The following is a 16,055-nucleotide window of genomic DNA, read 5'->3' as shown; positions in this document are numbered from 1 at the left end:
GGTGACCCGGCAGCAGGCCGTCCGCGGGGTCGCCGGGGCCGCCGCGCTCATCGCGGTGCTCACGGTGCTGTCCCGGGTCGCCGGGTTCGGCCGCACGGTGGTGTTCACCAACACCGTCGGGGCCGGGAGCACCGCCGACACCTACCTCGCGGCCAACAACGTGCCCAACATCGTCTTCGAGGTGGTGGCCGGCGGGGCGCTGGCCAGCCTGGTGGTGCCGATGCTGGCCGGCGGCATCGCGGCGGGTGACCGCGAGCAGGTGCGGCAGACCGCCTCCGCGCTGCTGGGCTGGACCCTGGTCGTGCTGGTGCCGCTGGCCGCGGTGCTGGCGCTGGCCGCCCGGCCGATCGCCGAGGCCCTGCTGGGCGCCGACGCCGCCGACCCGGCCAAGGCCGAGCTGGCCGCCCGGTTCCTGCTCGTCTTCTCCCCGCAGGTGGTGCTGTACGGCATCGGCATCGTGCTCACCGGCGTCCTGCAGGCCCACCGCCGGTTCGCCGGCCCCGCGCTGGCCCCGCTGCTGTCCTCGGTCGTGGTGGCCGCGGCCTACCTGACCTTCGCCGGCATCGGCGGTGGCCGCGCCGTCGGCGAGCTGTCCCGGCCGGCCGAGCTGGTCCTGGGCGTGGGCACCACGCTCGGTGTCGTCGCCCTGGCCGGCTGCCTGCTCGTGCCCCTGCGCGGGCTGCGGCTGGGCCTGCGCCCCCAGTTGCGCTTCCCGGTGGGCGCCGCGCCGCGGGTGCGCCGGCTCGCCCTCGCCGGCGTGCTGACCCTGCTCGGGCAGCAGCTGGTGGCGGTCGTGGCGATCCGGCTGGCCAACGCCGGCGGGGTGCCCGACGGCACGCAGACCGTCTACTTCGCCGGCATGACGCTGTTCCTCCTGCCGTGGGCGGCGCTGGCGGTCCCGCTGGCCACCTCGGCCTACCCCGGGCTGTCCGAGCGGGCCGCGCAGGGCGACGACGCCGGGTTCCGCCGGCTGCTGGCCCCGGTGACGGTGCTGGTGGTGACCCTGTCCGCGGTGGCGGTCGCCATCCTGGTCGCCGTCGCCGGCCCGGTGGCCCGGATGTTCTTCGCCACCGACCGGGACGCCGCGGCCCTGCTCGCCCCGACGGTGGTGGCCTTCGTCCCGGGCCTGCTCGGCTACGGCCTGGTCGCGGTGCTGACCCGGGCGCTGTACGCGCGGGGGCTATGGCGCTCGCCGACGGTCTGCGTGGCGGGGGGCTGGCTGGTCGCCGTGGCCGCCGACCTGGCGCTGGCCGGGTGGCTGCCCGAGGAGGACCGCTCGGTCGCACTGGCGCTGGGCCACACCACCGGGGTCACCGTCGCCGGGGTCGGCCTGCTCGTCGTCACCGCGCGGGTCGCCGGGGCCGGTGCGCTGGCCGGGCTGGGTCGCCTCGGGGTCCCGGCGCTGGTCGGCGCCGGGGCCGGGGGAGCGGCCGGCGTGGCCGTCGCGCGGGCCCTGGGCGCCGACCCGGTGCCCCCCGGGGGCGTGCTCGCCGCGGTCGGCACCGGCGCGCTGGCCGGCGTCGCCGTCCTGGTCGTGGCCGCAGCGGTCATCATGGGGACCGCCCGCGGGCCGCTGCGGGCCGCGCTGGCGGGCCTGCGCGGCGGCGGACCGGGCGACGGCACGCAGCCGGGCGGGGAGCAGCAGGGCAGCGACGAGCACAGGACGACGGAGGAGGCCCGGTGAGTGCGGGAGACGGGGACGCCCCGGGCGGGGCCCTGGCGGGCCGGCGGGTCGCGCAGGTGCTGGCCACCAGCACCGGAGGGGTCGGCACGCACGTGCGGTCCCTGGTCGGGCCGCTGACCGCCGCCGGCGCACTGCTGCGGGTCTGCGGTCCGGCCGCCACCGACGACCTGTTCGGCTTCGCTGCCGCCGGCGCGGCCTTCCGCCCGGTGCAGATCTCGGCGGTGCCCGGCGACCCCCGGTCGGTGCTCGCCCTGGCCCGGGCCACCGCCGGCGCCGACCTGGTGCACGCGCACGGCCTGCGCGCCGGGCTGGTCGCCGCGCTGGCCCGGCCGGCCGCGGGCGCCCGCCGGCCGCTGGTGCTCACGCTGCACAACGCCCTGCAGCCCGGCGGCGGGGCCCGGCAGCCGCTGCTGGGCCGGGTCGAGGCCGCCACCATCCGCGCCGCCGACCTGGTGCTCGCCGCCTCCGCCGACCTCGCCGACAACGCCTGGCGGGCCGGTGCGCGCGACGTCCGGGTGGCCCCGGTGTCCGCGCCGCCGCTGCCCGCGCCCACCCGGGACCGGGCGGCGGTGCGGGCCGAGCTGGGCGTCGGTGACCGCCCGCTGGTGGTCGCCGTGGGCCGGCTGCACCCGCAGAAGGGCTACGGCACGCTGCTGGACGCCCTCGCCGCGGCGGGCCCGGACGCCCCCGCCGTGGCCATCGCCGGCGACGGGCCGCAGCGGGCCGAGCTGGCCGCCCGCATCGGCGCGGAGGGCCTGCCGGTCCAGCTGCTCGGCCGGCGCTCGGACATCGCCGACCTGCTCGCCGCGGCCGACGCCTGCGTGCTGCCCTCGGTCTGGGAGGCGCGCTCGCTGACCGCCCAGGAGGCCCTGCGCTCGGGCACCCCGCTGGTGGCCACCCGGGTCGGCGGCCTGCCCGAGCTGGTCGGCGACGCCGCCGAGCTGGTGCCGGCCGGTGACCCGGCCGCGCTGGGCACCGCGCTCGCCGCCGTCCTGGGCGACCCCGACCGGGCCGCCGGGCTGGCCGCGGCCGGGCGCGAGCGGGCGGCGCAGTGGCCCGACGAGGCCGGCACCGCCCGCGCGCTGGTCGCGGTGTACCGCGAGCTGCTCGGGCCACCCGGGTGAGCCCCGCGCGCCGCGCCGCCCTGGCCCTGCTCGCCGTCCTCGGGCTGCTCCTGGGGACGGCGGACCCCGCAGCGGCGGCCGACGGCACCGGGGACGGCACCGGCGGGGGCCCCGTCGACCGGGTGGTGGTCGTCGGCATCCCCGGGCTGACCTGGGCCGACGTCGACCCGGCCGGCACCCCGGCACTGTGGGAGCTGGCCGGCAGCTCGTCGATCGGCGCGCTGTCGGTGCGCGCGGCCCGCTCGACCACCTGCGTCCTGGACGGCTGGGCCACCCTGGGGGCGGGCAACCGGGCGCGCTGGGCCGGCCGGGTCGACCCGCTGCCCCCGGTGCCGCTGCCCGCGGACCGCACCGAGGGTGCCGGCGCGGCCACCGACCCCCCGGGGCTGTTCGACACCGTCCCCGAGGACACCACGCTGTCCTACTGCGGGCTGCAGGAGCAGGTGGCCGCCGTCGGCCTGGCCGACCCGCAGGCCGCCGTCGAGCTGATCGCGGCCGACCCGGCCACCGCCCGCTTCGGTGCGCAGCCGGCCGCGCTGTCGGACACCGTGGGCTGCGCCGTCACCACCGGGCGGGCGGCCACCGTGGCCGCGGCCGGGGCGGACACCCGGCTGACCCAGCTCGACGCCCTCCCGGCCGACCCGTCGGCCACGGCCTCGCTGCTGGGGAGCTGCCCGCTGTCGCTGGTGTCGCTGGACCAGCTGGTGGACGCCGGCACCCCCAGCGCCGCCGAGACCGACACCGGCACCGACCCGCTGTCGCTGCCGGCCGCGCTCTCGGCCGCCGACAGCGCGCTGGCCGGGCTGCGCGGCGTGCTCGACACCCTGCCCGGGCGCACCCTGCTGCTGGTCGAGGGCATCTCCGAGGTCAACGACGGCCGCCCGCAGCTGCACGTGGCGATCGCGCACGGGCCCGGCTTCGACGGCGGCTGGCTGACCTCCTCCAGCACCGGCCGGGCGCCGTTCGTGCAGCTCATCGATGCCGCACCCACCGCGCTGGCCGCGCTGGGCCTGGACCAGCCGGCCTCGATGAACGGCCAGCCGATGCAGGCCACCGGCCAACGGCCCGCCCTGGCCGACGCCGTCGACCAGCTCGACGTGGCCAACCAGCGCGCGGTCGTGCACTACCGCAGCACCGGCGACTTCTTCTGGGCCCTGGTGCTCGTGGGTGCCGGCGTCGTCGCCCTGGGCCTGGTCGGCCTCGGCGGCTGGCGCGCCCCCCGCCGCACGCCCGACCGCTGGCGGCGCTGGTTCGCCGCGCACCGGCCCGGCCCGGCCACCCGGGCCCGGCTGCGCCGGCTGCTGCGGCCGGTGTGCCTGGCCGCGGCGTCGCTGCCGGTGGCCACCTACCTGGCCTCGCTGGTGCCGTGGCAGGACGCCGGCTCCCCGCGGTGGGCGCTGGCCGGCTCGGTGGCGGGCGCGGCGGCGGTGGTCAGCGCTGCCGCGGCGCTCGGGCCGTGGCGGCGGCACCGGCTGGGCCCCCCGCTCGTCGTCCTGGTGGTCACCGCGGCGGTGCCGGTGGTCGACGTGGTCACCGGGTCGCACCTGGAGCTGGACGGCCTGCTGGGCTACGACGCGATCGTGGCCGGCCGGTTCACCGGGTACGGCAACCTCACCTTCGGTCTCATGCCGGTCGCCGCGCTGCTGGTCACCGCGGCGCTGGCCACCGCGGTCGCCCGCCGGGCCCGCGGGGACGGCCGGCGGCGGGCCCTGGTGGTCGTGCTGGCCGTCGCCGTCGTGGTGGTCGGCGTCATCGGCGCGCCGTTCCTGGGCCGCGACTTCGGCGGCGTGCTCGGCGCCGTCCCCGGAATCCTGCTGCTGGCCATGCTGCTGGGCGGCATCCGGGTCACCGTGCCCCGGCTGGTGGCGGTGCTGGGCGTGGCGGTGGTCGCCGTCGGGGCGGTGGCGGTGCTGGACTGGACCCGGCCACCCTCGCAGCGCAGCCACCTGGGCCGGTTCGTCGCCCAGGTCCTGGACGGCCAGGCCTGGACCGTGGTCAGCCGCAAGGCCTCGGCGAACATCGACATCCTGCTGGGCAGCCCGCTGGCCTGGGCGCTGGCCGTCGCCGCGGTGGCCGCCCTGTGGCTGGTCCGGCCGGGCGGGCCGCTGCGCAGCCGGCCCGGGCACCGGCCCGGCGGGCTGCCCCCGGCCGACCTCGCGGTGCTGCGGGCCGCGCTGCTGTCGGTGGCGCTCGGCCTGGTGGTGGCGGCCGCGGTCAACGACTCCGGCGTCGCGATCCCGGCGACGGCGGCCACCCTGCTGGTGCCGCTGCTGGTCTGGCTCGCCGCGGCGCCGGTCGAGGACGGAGGAGGGGACCCGGTGCGTGTTAGCGTGAGCGCCCGTGGGTCGACTGACTGAACAGCGGAACCTCCTCCCCAACTCAGCCCCGACGAAGTTCGTCTTCGTGACCGGTGGCGTCGTCTCCTCGCTCGGCAAGGGGTTGACCGCGAGCTCGCTGGGCGCCCTGCTGTCGGCCCGGGGTCTGCGGGTCACGATGCAGAAGCTGGACCCCTACCTGAACGTCGACCCGGGGACGATGAACCCGTTCCAGCACGGTGAGGTCTTCGTCACCGAGGACGGGGCCGAGACCGACCTGGACATCGGGCACTACGAGCGGTTCCTGGACACCGACCTGACCGGCCGGGCCAACGTGACCACCGGCCAGGTGTACTCCGACGTCATCGCCAAGGAGCGGCGCGGGGAGTACCTCGGCGACACCGTGCAGGTCATCCCGCACATCACCAACGAGATCAAGGCCCGGATGCTCGCCGGCGCCGAGGCGGCCGGCCGCGACGGCGACCCGGTCGACGTCGTGATCACCGAGATCGGCGGCACGGTCGGCGACATCGAGTCGCTGCCCTTCCTCGAGGCCGCCCGCCAGGTGCGGCACGAGATCGGCCGGGACAACTGCTTCTTCCTGCACATCTCGCTGGTGCCCTACATCGCGCCGTCGGGGGAGCTGAAGACCAAGCCGACCCAGCACTCGGTGGCCTCCCTGCGCAGCATCGGCATCCAGCCCGACGCACTGGTCTGCCGCTCCGACCGCGAGATCCCCGACGGGATGAAGCGCAAGATCAGCCTGATGTGCGACGTCGAGGCCGAGGGCGTCATCTCCTGCGCCGACGCACCCTCGATCTACGACATCCCCAAGGTGCTGCACCGCGAGGGCCTGGACGCCTACGTCGTCCGCCGGCTGGGGCTGCCCTTCCGGGACGTCGACTGGACCGTGTGGGGCGACCTGCTCGAGCGGGTGCACTCCCCGAAGCACACCGTGACCGTCGGCCTGGTCGGCAAGTACATCGACCTGCCCGACGCCTACCTGTCGGTCACCGAGGCGCTGCGGGCCGGCGGGTTCGCGCACCGCACCCGGGTGCAGATCCGCTGGGTGCCCTCCGACGACTGCCAGACCACCGAGGGCGCGGCCGCCGCGCTGGCCGGCGTGGACGCGGTCTGCGTCCCGGGCGGGTTCGGCGTGCGCGGCATCGAGGGCAAGCTCGGCGCCCTGCGGTACACCCGCACCCAGGGCATCCCGACCCTGGGCCTGTGCCTGGGCCTGCAGTGCATGGTCATCGAGGCCGCCCGGAACCTGGCCGGCGTCGAGGCCGCGAACTCCGCGGAGTTCGACCCCGCGACCCCCGACGCCGTGATCTCCACGATGGCCGACCAGGTCGACATCGTCGGCGGCAAGGGCGACCTCGGCGGCACCATGCGGCTGGGCAGCTACCCCGCCGCCCTGACCAAGGGGTCGCAGGCCGCGCTGGCCTACGGGTCCACCGAGGTGACCGAGCGGCACCGGCACCGCTACGAGGTCGCCAACGCCTACCGCGACCGGCTCACCGACGCCGGCCTGGTGATCTCCGGCACCTCGCCGGACGGCACGCTGGTCGAGTTCGTCGAGCTGCCCGCCGACGTGCACCCCTTCTACGTGGGCACCCAGGCGCACCCGGAGCTCAAGAGCCGACCCACCCGGCCGCACCCGCTGTTCGCCGCGTTCGTCAAGGCCGCGGTCGACCGGCAGGAGTCCGGCCGCATCCCGGTCCCCGAGTCCGTCGAGATGGGCATCTGATGTACGAGGTGCTGGCCAGCGAGCAGGTCTACGAGGGCCGGGTCATCTCGCTGCGCACCGACACCGTCGCCATGCCCGGCGGCGGGTCCTCGGTCCGCGAGGTGGTGACCCACCCGGGTGCCGTCGGCGTCCTGGCGCTGGACGACGACGGCGCCGTGGTCATGCTCAAGCAGTACCGGCACGCGGTCCGCGAGCACCTGTGGGAGCTCCCGGCCGGGCTGCGGGACGCCGAGGGCGAGCCCCCGCTGGAGACCGCCCAGCGCGAGCTCGCCGAGGAGGCCCTCCTCGCCGCCGACCGGTGGGAGCTGCTCACCACCTCGCTGTCCACGCCCGGGTTCTGCGACGAGGTCGTGGGCCTCTACCTGGCCGAGGGGCTGCACCCGGTGGACCGTCCCGAGGGCTTCGTCGTGGAGCACGAGGAGGCCGACATGACCATCGAGCGGGTGCCGCTGGACCGGGCGCTGCAGATGGTCTTCGACGGCACGGTGCGCAACGCGCTGGCCGTCATCGGCATCCTGGCCGCCGTCGCGCACCGCGACCGGTCACCGCAGGTGCGCCCGGTCGACACCGCGTACTGACCGCAGGCCCAGCCGCCGCAGCTCCAGGTCGGCCAGCGCCGCGGTCGCGCCCGGGTCCCCGGCCCGCCACGCCGTCCCGGTGCCCGCGGGCAGCCGGGCGAGGTCGGGCAGCGGTGCGGTGGCCACGGCCCGGGCGGCCAGCAGCTCGACGTCGAGCCCGGCCGCGGCGGTCGCCCGCCGCGCCCAGCCCAGCCGCCAGGACGCCCACCGGACCAGCGCCCAGCCGACCGGGATGACCACCAGGGCGACCGCCAGCACCCAGGCCAGCGTGTGCACGGCGTCCTGCAGGCCCTGCCCGGCACCGGCCACGCCGGAGCCGGACTCCCCGAGCGACCCGAAGGGCGCCGACAGCTCGTCGCCGACCAGCGGCACGTCCTCGGCGACCCCGGCCGCGTCGCCCATCGTGTCCGCGATCGAGCGACCGAGGGACTCGAGCTGGACCCCGGGCTCGGCCAGCACCAGGACGGCGGCGTGCACCACCCGGGCGACCAGCACCCACAGCACCGCCCACGCCACCAGGAGCAGGTCGGCGGTGAGCTGGCGGGTCCGCAGGGCTGGGCGGTCGGCGTAGAGACGCATGCGGGCGATCCTGACCGGCGGTGGCCGGGACGGCGTGTCAGCCACTCCGGCCACGGGTGATCGGGTGGAGTGGCACGGTGACCTCGCTGACCGCGCGCGCCCCCGGGCCGCCGGTCGGGCGCGTCGTCACCGGCTACCTGGACCACCTGACGGTCGAGCGGGGGCTGGCGGCCAACACGATCAGCTCCTACCGGCGGGACCTGCGGCGCTACACCGCCTTCCTCGAGGCGGCCGGCGTGCGCGGGTTCGGCGAGGTGGGGGAGAGCGACGTCGCGGCGTTCCTGGTGGCGCTGCGCACCGGCGACGAGGAGCACCCGCCGCTGTCGGCGTCCTCGGCCGCGCGGGCCGTCGTCGCCGTCCGGGGGCTGCACCGCTTCGCCCTGCTCGACGGGCTGGTCCCCGACGACGTCGCCGCCGAGGTCCGCCCGCCCACCCCCGACCGCCGGCTGCCCAAGGCGGTCACCGTGGAGCAGGTCGAGGCGCTGCTGGCCGCGGCCGGCGAGGGCGAGGGCCCGCGGCCGGTGCGCGACCGGGCGCTGCTGGAGGTGCTCTACGGCACCGGGGCGCGCATCTCCGAGGCGGTGGGGCTGGACGTCGACGACCTCGACGCGGGAGCGGGCGTCGTCCGGCTGGCGGGCAAGGGCGGCAAGCACCGGGTCGTGCCGGTCGGCAGCTACGCCGTGCGGGCCGTGCAGGACTACCTGGTGCGGGCCCGGCCCGCACTGGCCACCGGCCGGTCGGTGCGCGGCGCGCTGTTCCTGAACAGCCGGGGCGGGCGGCTGTCGCGGCAGTCGGCCTGGGCGGTGCTGCGGACGGCGGCCGAGCGCGCCGGGCTGGCCGAGCTCGCCGACCTCTCGCCGCACACCCTGCGGCACTCCTTCGCCACGCACCTGCTCGACGGCGGGGCCGACGTCCGCGTGGTGCAGGAGCTGCTGGGCCACGCGTCGGTGACCACCACCCAGGTCTACACGCTGGTGACCGTCGACCGGCTGCGCGAGGTCTACGCGACCAGCCATCCCCGCGCGCTGCGCTGACCACGACGTTGTGACCCGTGGGGCACGGGGTGCGCAGCGGGGTCACGGCACCGGCGAGAACTGCCGATGGATGGGTCGGAGGACGACAAGTCGACAAAGCGCCCTCCGCGCACCTGCACCCGACCGGAAGAGGCACCGAGGATGGCGACACCCGTCGTGACGAGCTCCGCCGTCGCGCACCCGTACGCGGATGCGGAGGTGGAGATGGGCGCCCCGGCCGGCCGGGTGGACCCGGCGAAGGCCCGGCAGCGTCCGCTGCCCACCCCCAAGCCGCTGGACCGGCACGGGCCCGCCCGCATCGTGGCGATGTGCAACCAGAAGGGCGGGGTCGGCAAGACCACCTCGACCATCAACCTGGGTGCCGCCCTGGTCGAGCACGGCCGCCGGGTGCTGCTGGTGGACCTGGACCCGCAGGGCGCGCTGTCGGTGGGCCTGGGCATCCAGTCCCAGCAGCTGGAGCGCACCGTCTACAACGCGCTGATGGAGCGGCACACCACGCTGCGCGACGTCATCGTGCGCAACGTCGGCCACGTGCGCGGCCTGGACCTGGCGCCGTCGAACATCGACCTCTCGGCCGCCGAGGTGCAGCTGGTCAGCGAGGTCGCCCGCGAGCAGTCGCTGCTGCGCGTGCTGGCCGAGGTGCGGCAGGAGTACGACTACGTGCTCATCGACTGCCAGCCCTCGCTCGGCCTGCTGACCGTCAACGCGCTCACCGCGGCGCAGGGCGTGATCATCCCGCTGGAGTGCGAGTTCTTCTCGCTGCGCGGCGTGGCCCTGCTGGTGGACACCATCGACAAGGTCAAGGAGCGGCTGAACCCCTCCCTGGAGGTCGACGGCATCCTCGCCACCATGTACGACTCGCGGACCGTGCACGCCCGCGAGGTCTTCAGCCGGGTCGTCGAGGCCTTCGGCGACACGGTCTTCCAGACCGTCATCACCCGCACCGTCCGCTTCCCGGAGACCACCGTCGCCGGGCAGCCCATCACCACCTGGGCGTCGACCTCCACCGGTGCGCAGGCCTACCGTGACCTGGCCAAGGAGGTCCTGGCACTGTGACCCGACGCCCCGTCCTCCCCGGCGCGAGCGAGCTGTTCTTCCGGCGCACCGACGCCGCCGCTGCCGCCGAGCCCGCGGAGACCGCCCCGGTCTCCCAGCTGCCCACCCTGGCCGCCGCCGCGGCGTCCCCGTCGCTGCGCGGCAACGCCAAGCGGGCCGCCGAGCCCGTGCTGCCCCCGCAGGACGCCGTCCCGGTGACGCCGTTCCAGCTGATCCACGGGGAGGCCCGCGACGAGCTGGCCGCCCTGCGCACCCTGCCGACCAGCGGACGGGGGCGCACCCGGGTCAAGCACGAGGAGAAGATCACCGTCTACTGCTCGGCCGAGGAGCTCCTCGCGCTGGAGACGGCGCGGCTGGCGCTGCGCGCCGACCACGGCGTGGTGGCCGACCGCGGCCGGATCGTGCGGGAGGCCATCGCCGTCCTGCTGGCCGACCTCGACGCCCACGGCGAGGCCTCCGTGCTGGTCCAGCGCCTGCAGAAGTGATCTCGACGGCGATAACCTCGCCTGCGTGACCAGCCTGGCGGAACCGCCCGTCGCCGATCCCGGCGACGGGCGGTTCCGCGTCCGGCTGACCAACTTCGAGGGGCCGTTCGACCTGCTGCTGCAGCTGATCGGCAAGCACCAGCTCGACGTCACCGAGATCGCGCTCTCGCAGGTGACCGACGACTTCATCGCCCACCTGCACGGCCTGGGCGACGAGCTCGACCTGGACCAGGCCTCGGAGTTCCTGCTGGTCGCGGCCACCCTGCTCGACCTCAAGGCCGCCCGGCTGCTGCCCGCCGCCGAGGTCGACGACGAGGACGACCTGGCGGTGCTCGAGGCGCGGGACCTGCTGTTCGCCCGCCTGCTGCAGTACCGGGCCTACCAGCAGGTCACCGGCTTCCTGCGCGAGCGCGAGACCGAGGCCGCCCGCCGCTTCCCGCGGGACGTCGCCCTGGAGCCCCGGTTCGCCGCGCTGCTGCCCGAGGTGCTGCTCGGCGTGACCCCCGAGCAGTTCGCCGACCTGGCCCGGCAGGCGCTCACCCCCAAGCCGCCGCCGACGGTGGACACCACGCACCTGCACACCTCCACCGTCGACGTCGGCCAGCAGCTGCTGCTGGTCCGCCGCCGGGTCGCCGAGCGGGGCCGGGTCACCTTCGCCGCGCTCACCGTCGACGCCGCGCACACCCTCGAGGTGGTCGCCCGGTTCCTGGTGCTGCTGGAGCTGTTCCGCCAGCAGCTGGTGGACGTCGAGCAGGCGACCCCGCTGGGCGAGCTCACCGTCACCTGGACCGGGCCCCGGCTGGTCGGCGGCCGGCTGCCGGGGGAGACCGCCGACCCCGTGGTGGACGACCGGTGAGCGAGCGGGACCCAATCGCCTGGGACCGGCTGGCCGCCGAGCTGGCCGCCGCCGACGAGGAGGCACCCACCGCCGAGCACGACTGGGACGCCGTCGCCGCCCAGCTCGCCCGCTCCTTCGAGACCGCACCCGCACCCGAGCAGGCCCCCGCCGACCCGGGGGAGTGGACCGAGCCCGAGGCGCCGCCCGCCGCGCCCGCCGCCGTCCCGCCGGTGGACCTGCCCTCCCTGGACGACGTCCCCGTGGACGAGCCGGTCGCGACCGAGGACGACGACGAGCCGGCCGCCGACCCCTGGGCGCTGCGCGGCGGGCTGGAGGCGCTGCTGTTCGTCGTCGACAGCCCGGTCGAGGAGGCCGTGCTGGCCGCCGCCCTGCGCTGCACGCCCGGCCAGGTCCGCGACGCGCTGCGGGAGCTCGGGCAGGAGTACGACGCCCGGGGCGCCGGGGTGGTGCTGCGCCGGGTGGGGGAGGGCTGGCGGCTCTACACCCGGGAGGACCACGCCGCGGTCGTCGAGCGCTACCTCACCGACGGCCAGCGCAGCCGCCTCACGCAGGCCGCGCTGGAGACCCTCGCGGTCATCGCCTACCGCCAGCCGGTCACCCGGGCGCGGGTCTCGGCCATCCGCGGGGTCGGCGTCGACGCGGTGGTGCGTACATTGGTGTCCCGGGGTCTGGTGCACGAGTGCGGGACCGACCCCGACAGCGGTGGGGGGCTGTACGCCACCACCCCGCTCTTCCTCGAACGGCTGGGCCTCACCGGGCTCGACGAGCTCCCCGAGCTCGGTCCGCTGCTGCCCGAGACCCGCGCCGTGATCGCCGAGCGACCCGATTCGTAGTAGAAGGACCCGATGACCGACAGCACCACCGACCACCCCGGCCAGGGCGACGAGCACGGCGTCTGGTCCGAGGACATGGAGCTCGCCCCGGCGCACCCCGGTGACCGGGAGGCCGCCGAGGTCGAGCCCGGCCAGGGCGAGCGGCTGCAGAAGGTGCTGGCCCGCGCCGGCGTCGGCTCCCGCCGGGTCTGCGAGGACATGATCGACGAGGGCCGGATCTCCGTCGACGGCAAGGTCGTGCTCGTCCAGGGCATGCGGGTCGACCCGCGGACGGCGCACATCGCCGTCGACGGCGTGCGGATCGAGATCCGCAACGACCGGGTCACCTACGCCATGAACAAGCCCTTCGGCGTCATCACCGCGATGAGCGACGACCGCGGCCGGCCCTGCGTCGGCGACATGGTCGGCGACCTGGCCAAGGGCCTGGTGCACGTGGGCCGGCTGGACCAGGACACCGAGGGCCTGCTCATCCTCACCACCGACGGCGAGCTGGCCCACCGGCTGGCGCACCCGTCCTACGAGGTGCCCAAGACCTACCTGGCGCAGGTGTCGGGCACCGTCGCCCGCGACCTGGACCGCCGGCTGCGCACGGGCATCGAGCTGGAGGACGGCCCGGTGAAGGTCGACTCCTTCGAGCTGGTCGACCAGCACGCCGGGCAGTCCGTCGTCCAGGTCGTGCTGCACGAGGGCCGCAAGCACATCGTCCGCCGGCTGCTGGCCGAGGTCGGCCTGCCGGTGTCCCGGCTGACCCGCACCCAGGTCGGCCCGGTGGAGCTGGCCCGGATGCGGACCGGGGTCATCCGCAAGCTCTCCCGCGCCGAGATCGGTGCGCTGCAGGAGCTCGTCGGCCTGTAGGGCCTTCCTAGACTTCACCGAATGCCCACAGACAGGAGTGCAACCGTGGCCGTCCGAGCCATCCGGGGTGCGACGCAGGTCGACGCCGACGAACGCGAGCAGGTGCTCGAGGCGACCCGGGAGCTGGTGCAGACGGTCATGGACCGCAACGGCCTGGCGTCGGAGGACCTGATCAGCATCCTGTTCACCGCCACCCCCGACCTGGTCAGCGAGTTCCCCGCGCTGGCCGCCCGGGAGCTCGGGCTGGGCGACGTCCCGTTGATGTGCGCCACCGAGATCGCCGTCCCGCACGCCCTGCCGCGGGTGCTCCGGCTGATGGCGCACGTGGCCACCGACCGGCCGCGGTCCGACGTCCAGCACGTGTACCTCCGCGGCGCGGTCGCCCTGCGCAAGGACATCGCCCAGTGACGGCGTTCGCGGGTCAGGTCACCCTGGACGGCCCCTCGGGGACCGGGAAGTCCAGCGTCGCCCGGGCCGTCGCGCTGGAGCTCGGCGCGGCCTACCTGGACACCGGCGCCATGTACCGCGCCGCCACGGTCGCCGTCCTGGACGCCGGGGTGGACCTCGACGACGCCGACGGCATCACCCGCGCGGTCACCCAGGCCGCCATCGGCATCGGCACCGACGCGGCCACCGAGCAGGTCACCGTGGACGGCACCGACGTGACCGAGCGGATCCGCGGCACCGAGGTCACCCGCGCGGTGTCGCCGGTTTCCGCCGTCCCCGCCGTCCGCCGGCACCTGGTCGACGCGCAGCGCTCGCTGGTCGCCGACGCGACCGCGGTCGTCGTCGAGGGCCGCGACATCGGCACCGTCGTGCTGCCCGACGCGACCCTGAAGGTCTACCTGACCGCCGCCCCCGAGGCCCGCGCCGAGCGCCGGGCCGCGCAGCTGGGCGTCACCGACCCCGCCCGGATCGCCGCGATCGCCGAGGACCTGCGGCGCCGCGACGCCTACGACAGCACGCGCGCGGACTCCCCGCTGCGCCCGGCCACCGACGCCGTCACCGTCGACAGCACCCACTGGGAACGGCACCAGACGATCGCCCGCATCGTCGAGCTGGCCCGCGAGAGAGCAGAAGCATGAGCACCCCTCCCACCGCACCGCTGCCCGTGGTCGCCGTCGTCGGCCGCCCGAACGTCGGCAAGTCCACCCTGGTCAACCGGTTCATCGGCCGCCGCGCCGCCGTCGTGCAGGACACCCCCGGGGTGACCCGCGACCGCATCGCCTACGAGGCGCTGTGGAACGGCAAGACCTTCACCGTCGTCGACACCGGCGGCTGGGAGCCCAAGGCGTCGGGCATGGCCGCCTCGATCGCGCGGCAGGCCGAGTACGCGATGAAGACCGCCGACGTCATCGTGCTGGTCGTCGACGCCCAGGTCGGGGTCACCGAGACCGACCTGGCCGCGGCCCGGGTGCTCCGGCGCTCCGAGCAGCCGGTGATCCTGGTGGCCAACAAGGTCGACGACGAGCGCAGCGAGGCCGGCGCGGCAGAGCTGTGGTCGCTGGGCCTGGGCGAGCCGTATCCGGTCAGCGCGCTGCACGGCCGGTCCGCCGGTGACCTGCTGGACCTGGTGCTCGAGTCGATGCCCGAGGCGCCGCGGGAGTCCCTCGAGGTGGGCGGGCCGCGTCGCGTGGCGCTGGTGGGGCGGCCCAACGTGGGCAAGTCCAGCCTGATCAACCGGCTGTCCAAGCAGGAGCGGTCGGTGGTGGACTCCGTCGCCGGCACCACCGTCGATCCGGTCGACTCGATCGTGCGGCTGGACGGCGAGGACTGGAAGTTCGTCGACACCGCCGGCCTGCGCAAGCGCGTGGGGACGGCGAGCGGCACCGAGTACTACGCCAGCCTGCGCACCGAGGCCGCCATCGAGGCCGCCGAGGTGGCCGTCGTGCTGCTGGCCGCCGACGAGGTGATCAGCGAGCAGGACCAGCGGATCATCACCCAGGTCATCGAGGCCGGGCGGGCGCTGGTCATCGCGATCAACAAGTGGGACACCCTCGACGAGGACCGCCACCTGCAGCTGGAGAAGGAGATCAGCCGCGACCTGGCCCGCATCCAGTGGGCCCACCGGGTGAACATCTCCGCGCTCAAGGGCCGCGGGGTGCACAAGCTGGCCGACCACCTGCGGTCGGCGCTGGAGTCCTGGGAGTTCCGGGTGCCGACGGCGGAGCTCAACGGCTACGTGCGGCAGCTGGTGCAGGAGACCCCGCCCCCGCCCCGCGGCGGCCGCGCGCCCAAGATCAAGTACATCACCCAGGCCGATGTCCGTCCGCCGCGGTTCGTGGTGTTCTCCACCGGCTTCCTGGAGGCCGGCTACCGCCGGTTCCTGGAGCGCAAGCTGCGCGAGAAGTGGGGCTTCGAGGGCACCCCGATCGAGGTCTCGGTCAAGGTCCGCGAGTCCAAGGCCCGGGACCTGAAGAAGGGCTGACCCGCCCGTCGTCGTCCTGCCGGGGTCGGGTAACCTCTCCGACGCAGCTCACCGACGCCCCGGCGTCGCGAGCTCGGGCTGTAGCGCAGCTTGGTAGCGCACTTGACTGGGGGTCAAGGGGTCGCAGGTTCAAATCCTGTCAGCCCGACAGAGAAACCGCAGGTCAGAGGCGGGCCGTCCGATCCGGGCGGCCCGCCTTCTTGCGTTCGTGCAGCAACCGGTACAGCAACCAGCGGGGAAGACACTGCCCGACCGGCAGCGAACCGCTCCGCACGTGCACGGACGACCATCGCGATTCCTGAGTGCTGAGGTCGCTCACCCCGCGCTGCGGGCGGACCTGTTACCGACCGAGCTGTTTCTGCGTCGACGGCTGCCGGCGGGTCAGCGCAGCCCGCTACTCATCGGGGTCGTCGTCCGGCGTGGACCAGTCGACGGCACGGTCGAGGTGGTCGGCAGCCTCGCGTCGTCGTTCTGG

15 protein-coding genes and 1 tRNA gene are annotated in these 16,055 nt (G+C 75.7%); 15 read left to right on the top strand and 1 reads right to left on the bottom strand.

Features of this window, described 5'->3' with window-relative positions:
* The first annotated feature begins 1 nt into the window (after position 1).
* From murJ to BLT39_RS21610, 5 genes are read left to right on the top strand one after another with little or no spacing between them, the layout of a single operon-like run.
* Positions 2 to 1,684, top strand: a complete 1,683-nt coding sequence (gene murJ, locus BLT39_RS21630; protein WP_091069361.1) for a murein biosynthesis integral membrane protein MurJ — start codon at positions 2 to 4, stop codon at positions 1,682 to 1,684.
* The gene (locus tag BLT39_RS21625; RefSeq protein WP_242658610.1) at positions 1,681 to 2,808 is read left to right on the top strand and encodes a glycosyltransferase family 4 protein; all 1,128 of its coding nucleotides are present in this window, start codon (positions 1,681 to 1,683) and stop codon (positions 2,806 to 2,808) included. The genes murJ and BLT39_RS21625 overlap by 4 nt, the downstream gene beginning before the upstream one ends.
* Positions 2,805 to 5,165 (top strand): hypothetical protein, encoded by a 2,361-nt coding sequence (locus BLT39_RS21620; RefSeq protein ID WP_091069357.1) that lies wholly within the window; start codon positions 2,805 to 2,807, stop codon positions 5,163 to 5,165. The genes BLT39_RS21625 and BLT39_RS21620 overlap by 4 nt, the downstream gene beginning before the upstream one ends.
* The gene (locus tag BLT39_RS21615) at positions 5,149 to 6,873 is read left to right on the top strand and encodes a CTP synthase (RefSeq protein WP_278247028.1); all 1,725 of its coding nucleotides are present in this window, start codon (positions 5,149 to 5,151) and stop codon (positions 6,871 to 6,873) included. Before BLT39_RS21620 ends, BLT39_RS21615 begins: the two co-directional genes overlap by 17 nt.
* Positions 6,873 to 7,451 carry an NUDIX domain-containing protein gene (locus BLT39_RS21610; RefSeq protein WP_091069354.1) on the top strand — a complete coding sequence of 193 codons (579 nt, stop codon included), beginning with the start codon at positions 6,873 to 6,875 and terminating at the stop codon, positions 7,449 to 7,451. Before BLT39_RS21615 ends, BLT39_RS21610 begins: the two co-directional genes overlap by 1 nt.
* On the opposite strand, the gene BLT39_RS21605 is transcribed toward BLT39_RS21610, so the two are convergent.
* Complete coding sequence (locus BLT39_RS21605) at positions 7,416 to 8,030, bottom strand: hypothetical protein (protein ID WP_091069351.1); 615 nt, start codon at positions 8,028 to 8,030, stop codon at positions 7,416 to 7,418. The two genes, BLT39_RS21610 and BLT39_RS21605, sit on opposite strands and share 36 nt — an antisense overlap.
* A 77-nt stretch (positions 8,031 to 8,107) precedes the next feature.
* On the opposite strand from BLT39_RS21605, the gene xerD reads away from it, so the two are divergent.
* The 10 genes from xerD (at position 8,108) to BLT39_RS21555 (ending at position 15,728) form a co-directional block, all read left to right on the top strand.
* Complete coding sequence (gene xerD / locus BLT39_RS21600) at positions 8,108 to 9,064, top strand: site-specific tyrosine recombinase XerD (protein WP_091069346.1); 957 nt, start codon at positions 8,108 to 8,110, stop codon at positions 9,062 to 9,064.
* Positions 9,065 to 9,205: 141 nt separating this feature from the next.
* Complete coding sequence (locus BLT39_RS21595; RefSeq protein WP_091069342.1) at positions 9,206 to 10,120, top strand: ParA family protein; 915 nt, start codon at positions 9,206 to 9,208, stop codon at positions 10,118 to 10,120.
* Entirely contained in the window at positions 10,117 to 10,605 is a 489-nt protein-coding gene (locus tag BLT39_RS21590) for a hypothetical protein (RefSeq protein ID WP_091069339.1), read from the top strand. Before BLT39_RS21595 ends, BLT39_RS21590 begins: the two co-directional genes overlap by 4 nt.
* Before the next feature lie 25 nt (positions 10,606 to 10,630).
* The gene (locus BLT39_RS21585) at positions 10,631 to 11,461 is read left to right on the top strand and encodes a segregation and condensation protein A (RefSeq protein ID WP_091069335.1); all 831 of its coding nucleotides are present in this window, start codon (positions 10,631 to 10,633) and stop codon (positions 11,459 to 11,461) included.
* Entirely contained in the window at positions 11,458 to 12,297 is an 840-nt protein-coding gene (gene scpB / locus BLT39_RS21580) for an SMC-Scp complex subunit ScpB (RefSeq protein WP_091069331.1), read from the top strand. The genes BLT39_RS21585 and scpB overlap by 4 nt, the downstream gene beginning before the upstream one ends.
* 12 nt (positions 12,298 to 12,309) lie before the next feature.
* Positions 12,310 to 13,152 carry a pseudouridine synthase gene (locus BLT39_RS21575; RefSeq protein WP_242658608.1) on the top strand — a complete coding sequence of 281 codons (843 nt, stop codon included), beginning with the start codon at positions 12,310 to 12,312 and terminating at the stop codon, positions 13,150 to 13,152.
* Between the two features lie 45 nt (positions 13,153 to 13,197).
* Positions 13,198 to 13,560 carry a chorismate mutase gene (aroH, locus tag BLT39_RS21570; protein WP_091069328.1) on the top strand — a complete coding sequence of 121 codons (363 nt, stop codon included), beginning with the start codon at positions 13,198 to 13,200 and terminating at the stop codon, positions 13,558 to 13,560.
* Positions 13,557 to 14,237: a (d)CMP kinase gene (gene cmk / locus BLT39_RS21565; protein ID WP_091069324.1), complete on the top strand. Its 681-nt coding sequence runs from the start codon at positions 13,557 to 13,559 to the stop codon at positions 14,235 to 14,237. Before aroH ends, cmk begins: the two co-directional genes overlap by 4 nt.
* Positions 14,234 to 15,580, top strand: coding sequence for a ribosome biogenesis GTPase Der (der, locus tag BLT39_RS21560; RefSeq protein WP_091069321.1), 1,347 nt, complete (start codon positions 14,234 to 14,236; stop codon positions 15,578 to 15,580). The genes cmk and der overlap by 4 nt, the downstream gene beginning before the upstream one ends.
* A 74-nt stretch (positions 15,581 to 15,654) precedes the next feature.
* A tRNA-Pro gene (locus BLT39_RS21555) sits at positions 15,655 to 15,728 on the top strand.
* Positions 15,729 to 16,055: the final 327 nt, after the last annotated feature.

The sequence above is a fragment of the Klenkia brasiliensis genome (assembly GCF_900100695.1).
Lineage (GTDB): Bacteria > Actinomycetota > Actinomycetes > Mycobacteriales > Geodermatophilaceae > Klenkia > Klenkia brasiliensis.
Note: the sequence above shows the minus strand (reverse complement) of the source record. Positions and strands in the feature narration are given on the sequence as shown.

What these genes read in the sequence shown, in the direction of transcription:
- BLT39_RS21575 (WP_242658608.1), top strand. Translation starts at nt 12,310, where the DNA reads ATGACCGACAGCACCACCGACCACCCCGGCCAGGGCGACGAGCACGGC.
- BLT39_RS21610 (WP_091069354.1), top strand. Translation starts at nt 6,873, where the DNA reads ATGTACGAGGTGCTGGCCAGCGAGCAGGTCTACGAGGGCCGGGTCATC.
- BLT39_RS21605 (WP_091069351.1), bottom strand. Translation starts at nt 8,030, where the DNA reads ATGCGTCTCTACGCCGACCGCCCAGCCCTGCGGACCCGCCAGCTCACC.
- BLT39_RS21595 (WP_091069342.1), top strand. Translation starts at nt 9,206, where the DNA reads ATGGCGACACCCGTCGTGACGAGCTCCGCCGTCGCGCACCCGTACGCG.
- der (WP_091069321.1), top strand. Translation starts at nt 14,234, where the DNA reads ATGAGCACCCCTCCCACCGCACCGCTGCCCGTGGTCGCCGTCGTCGGC.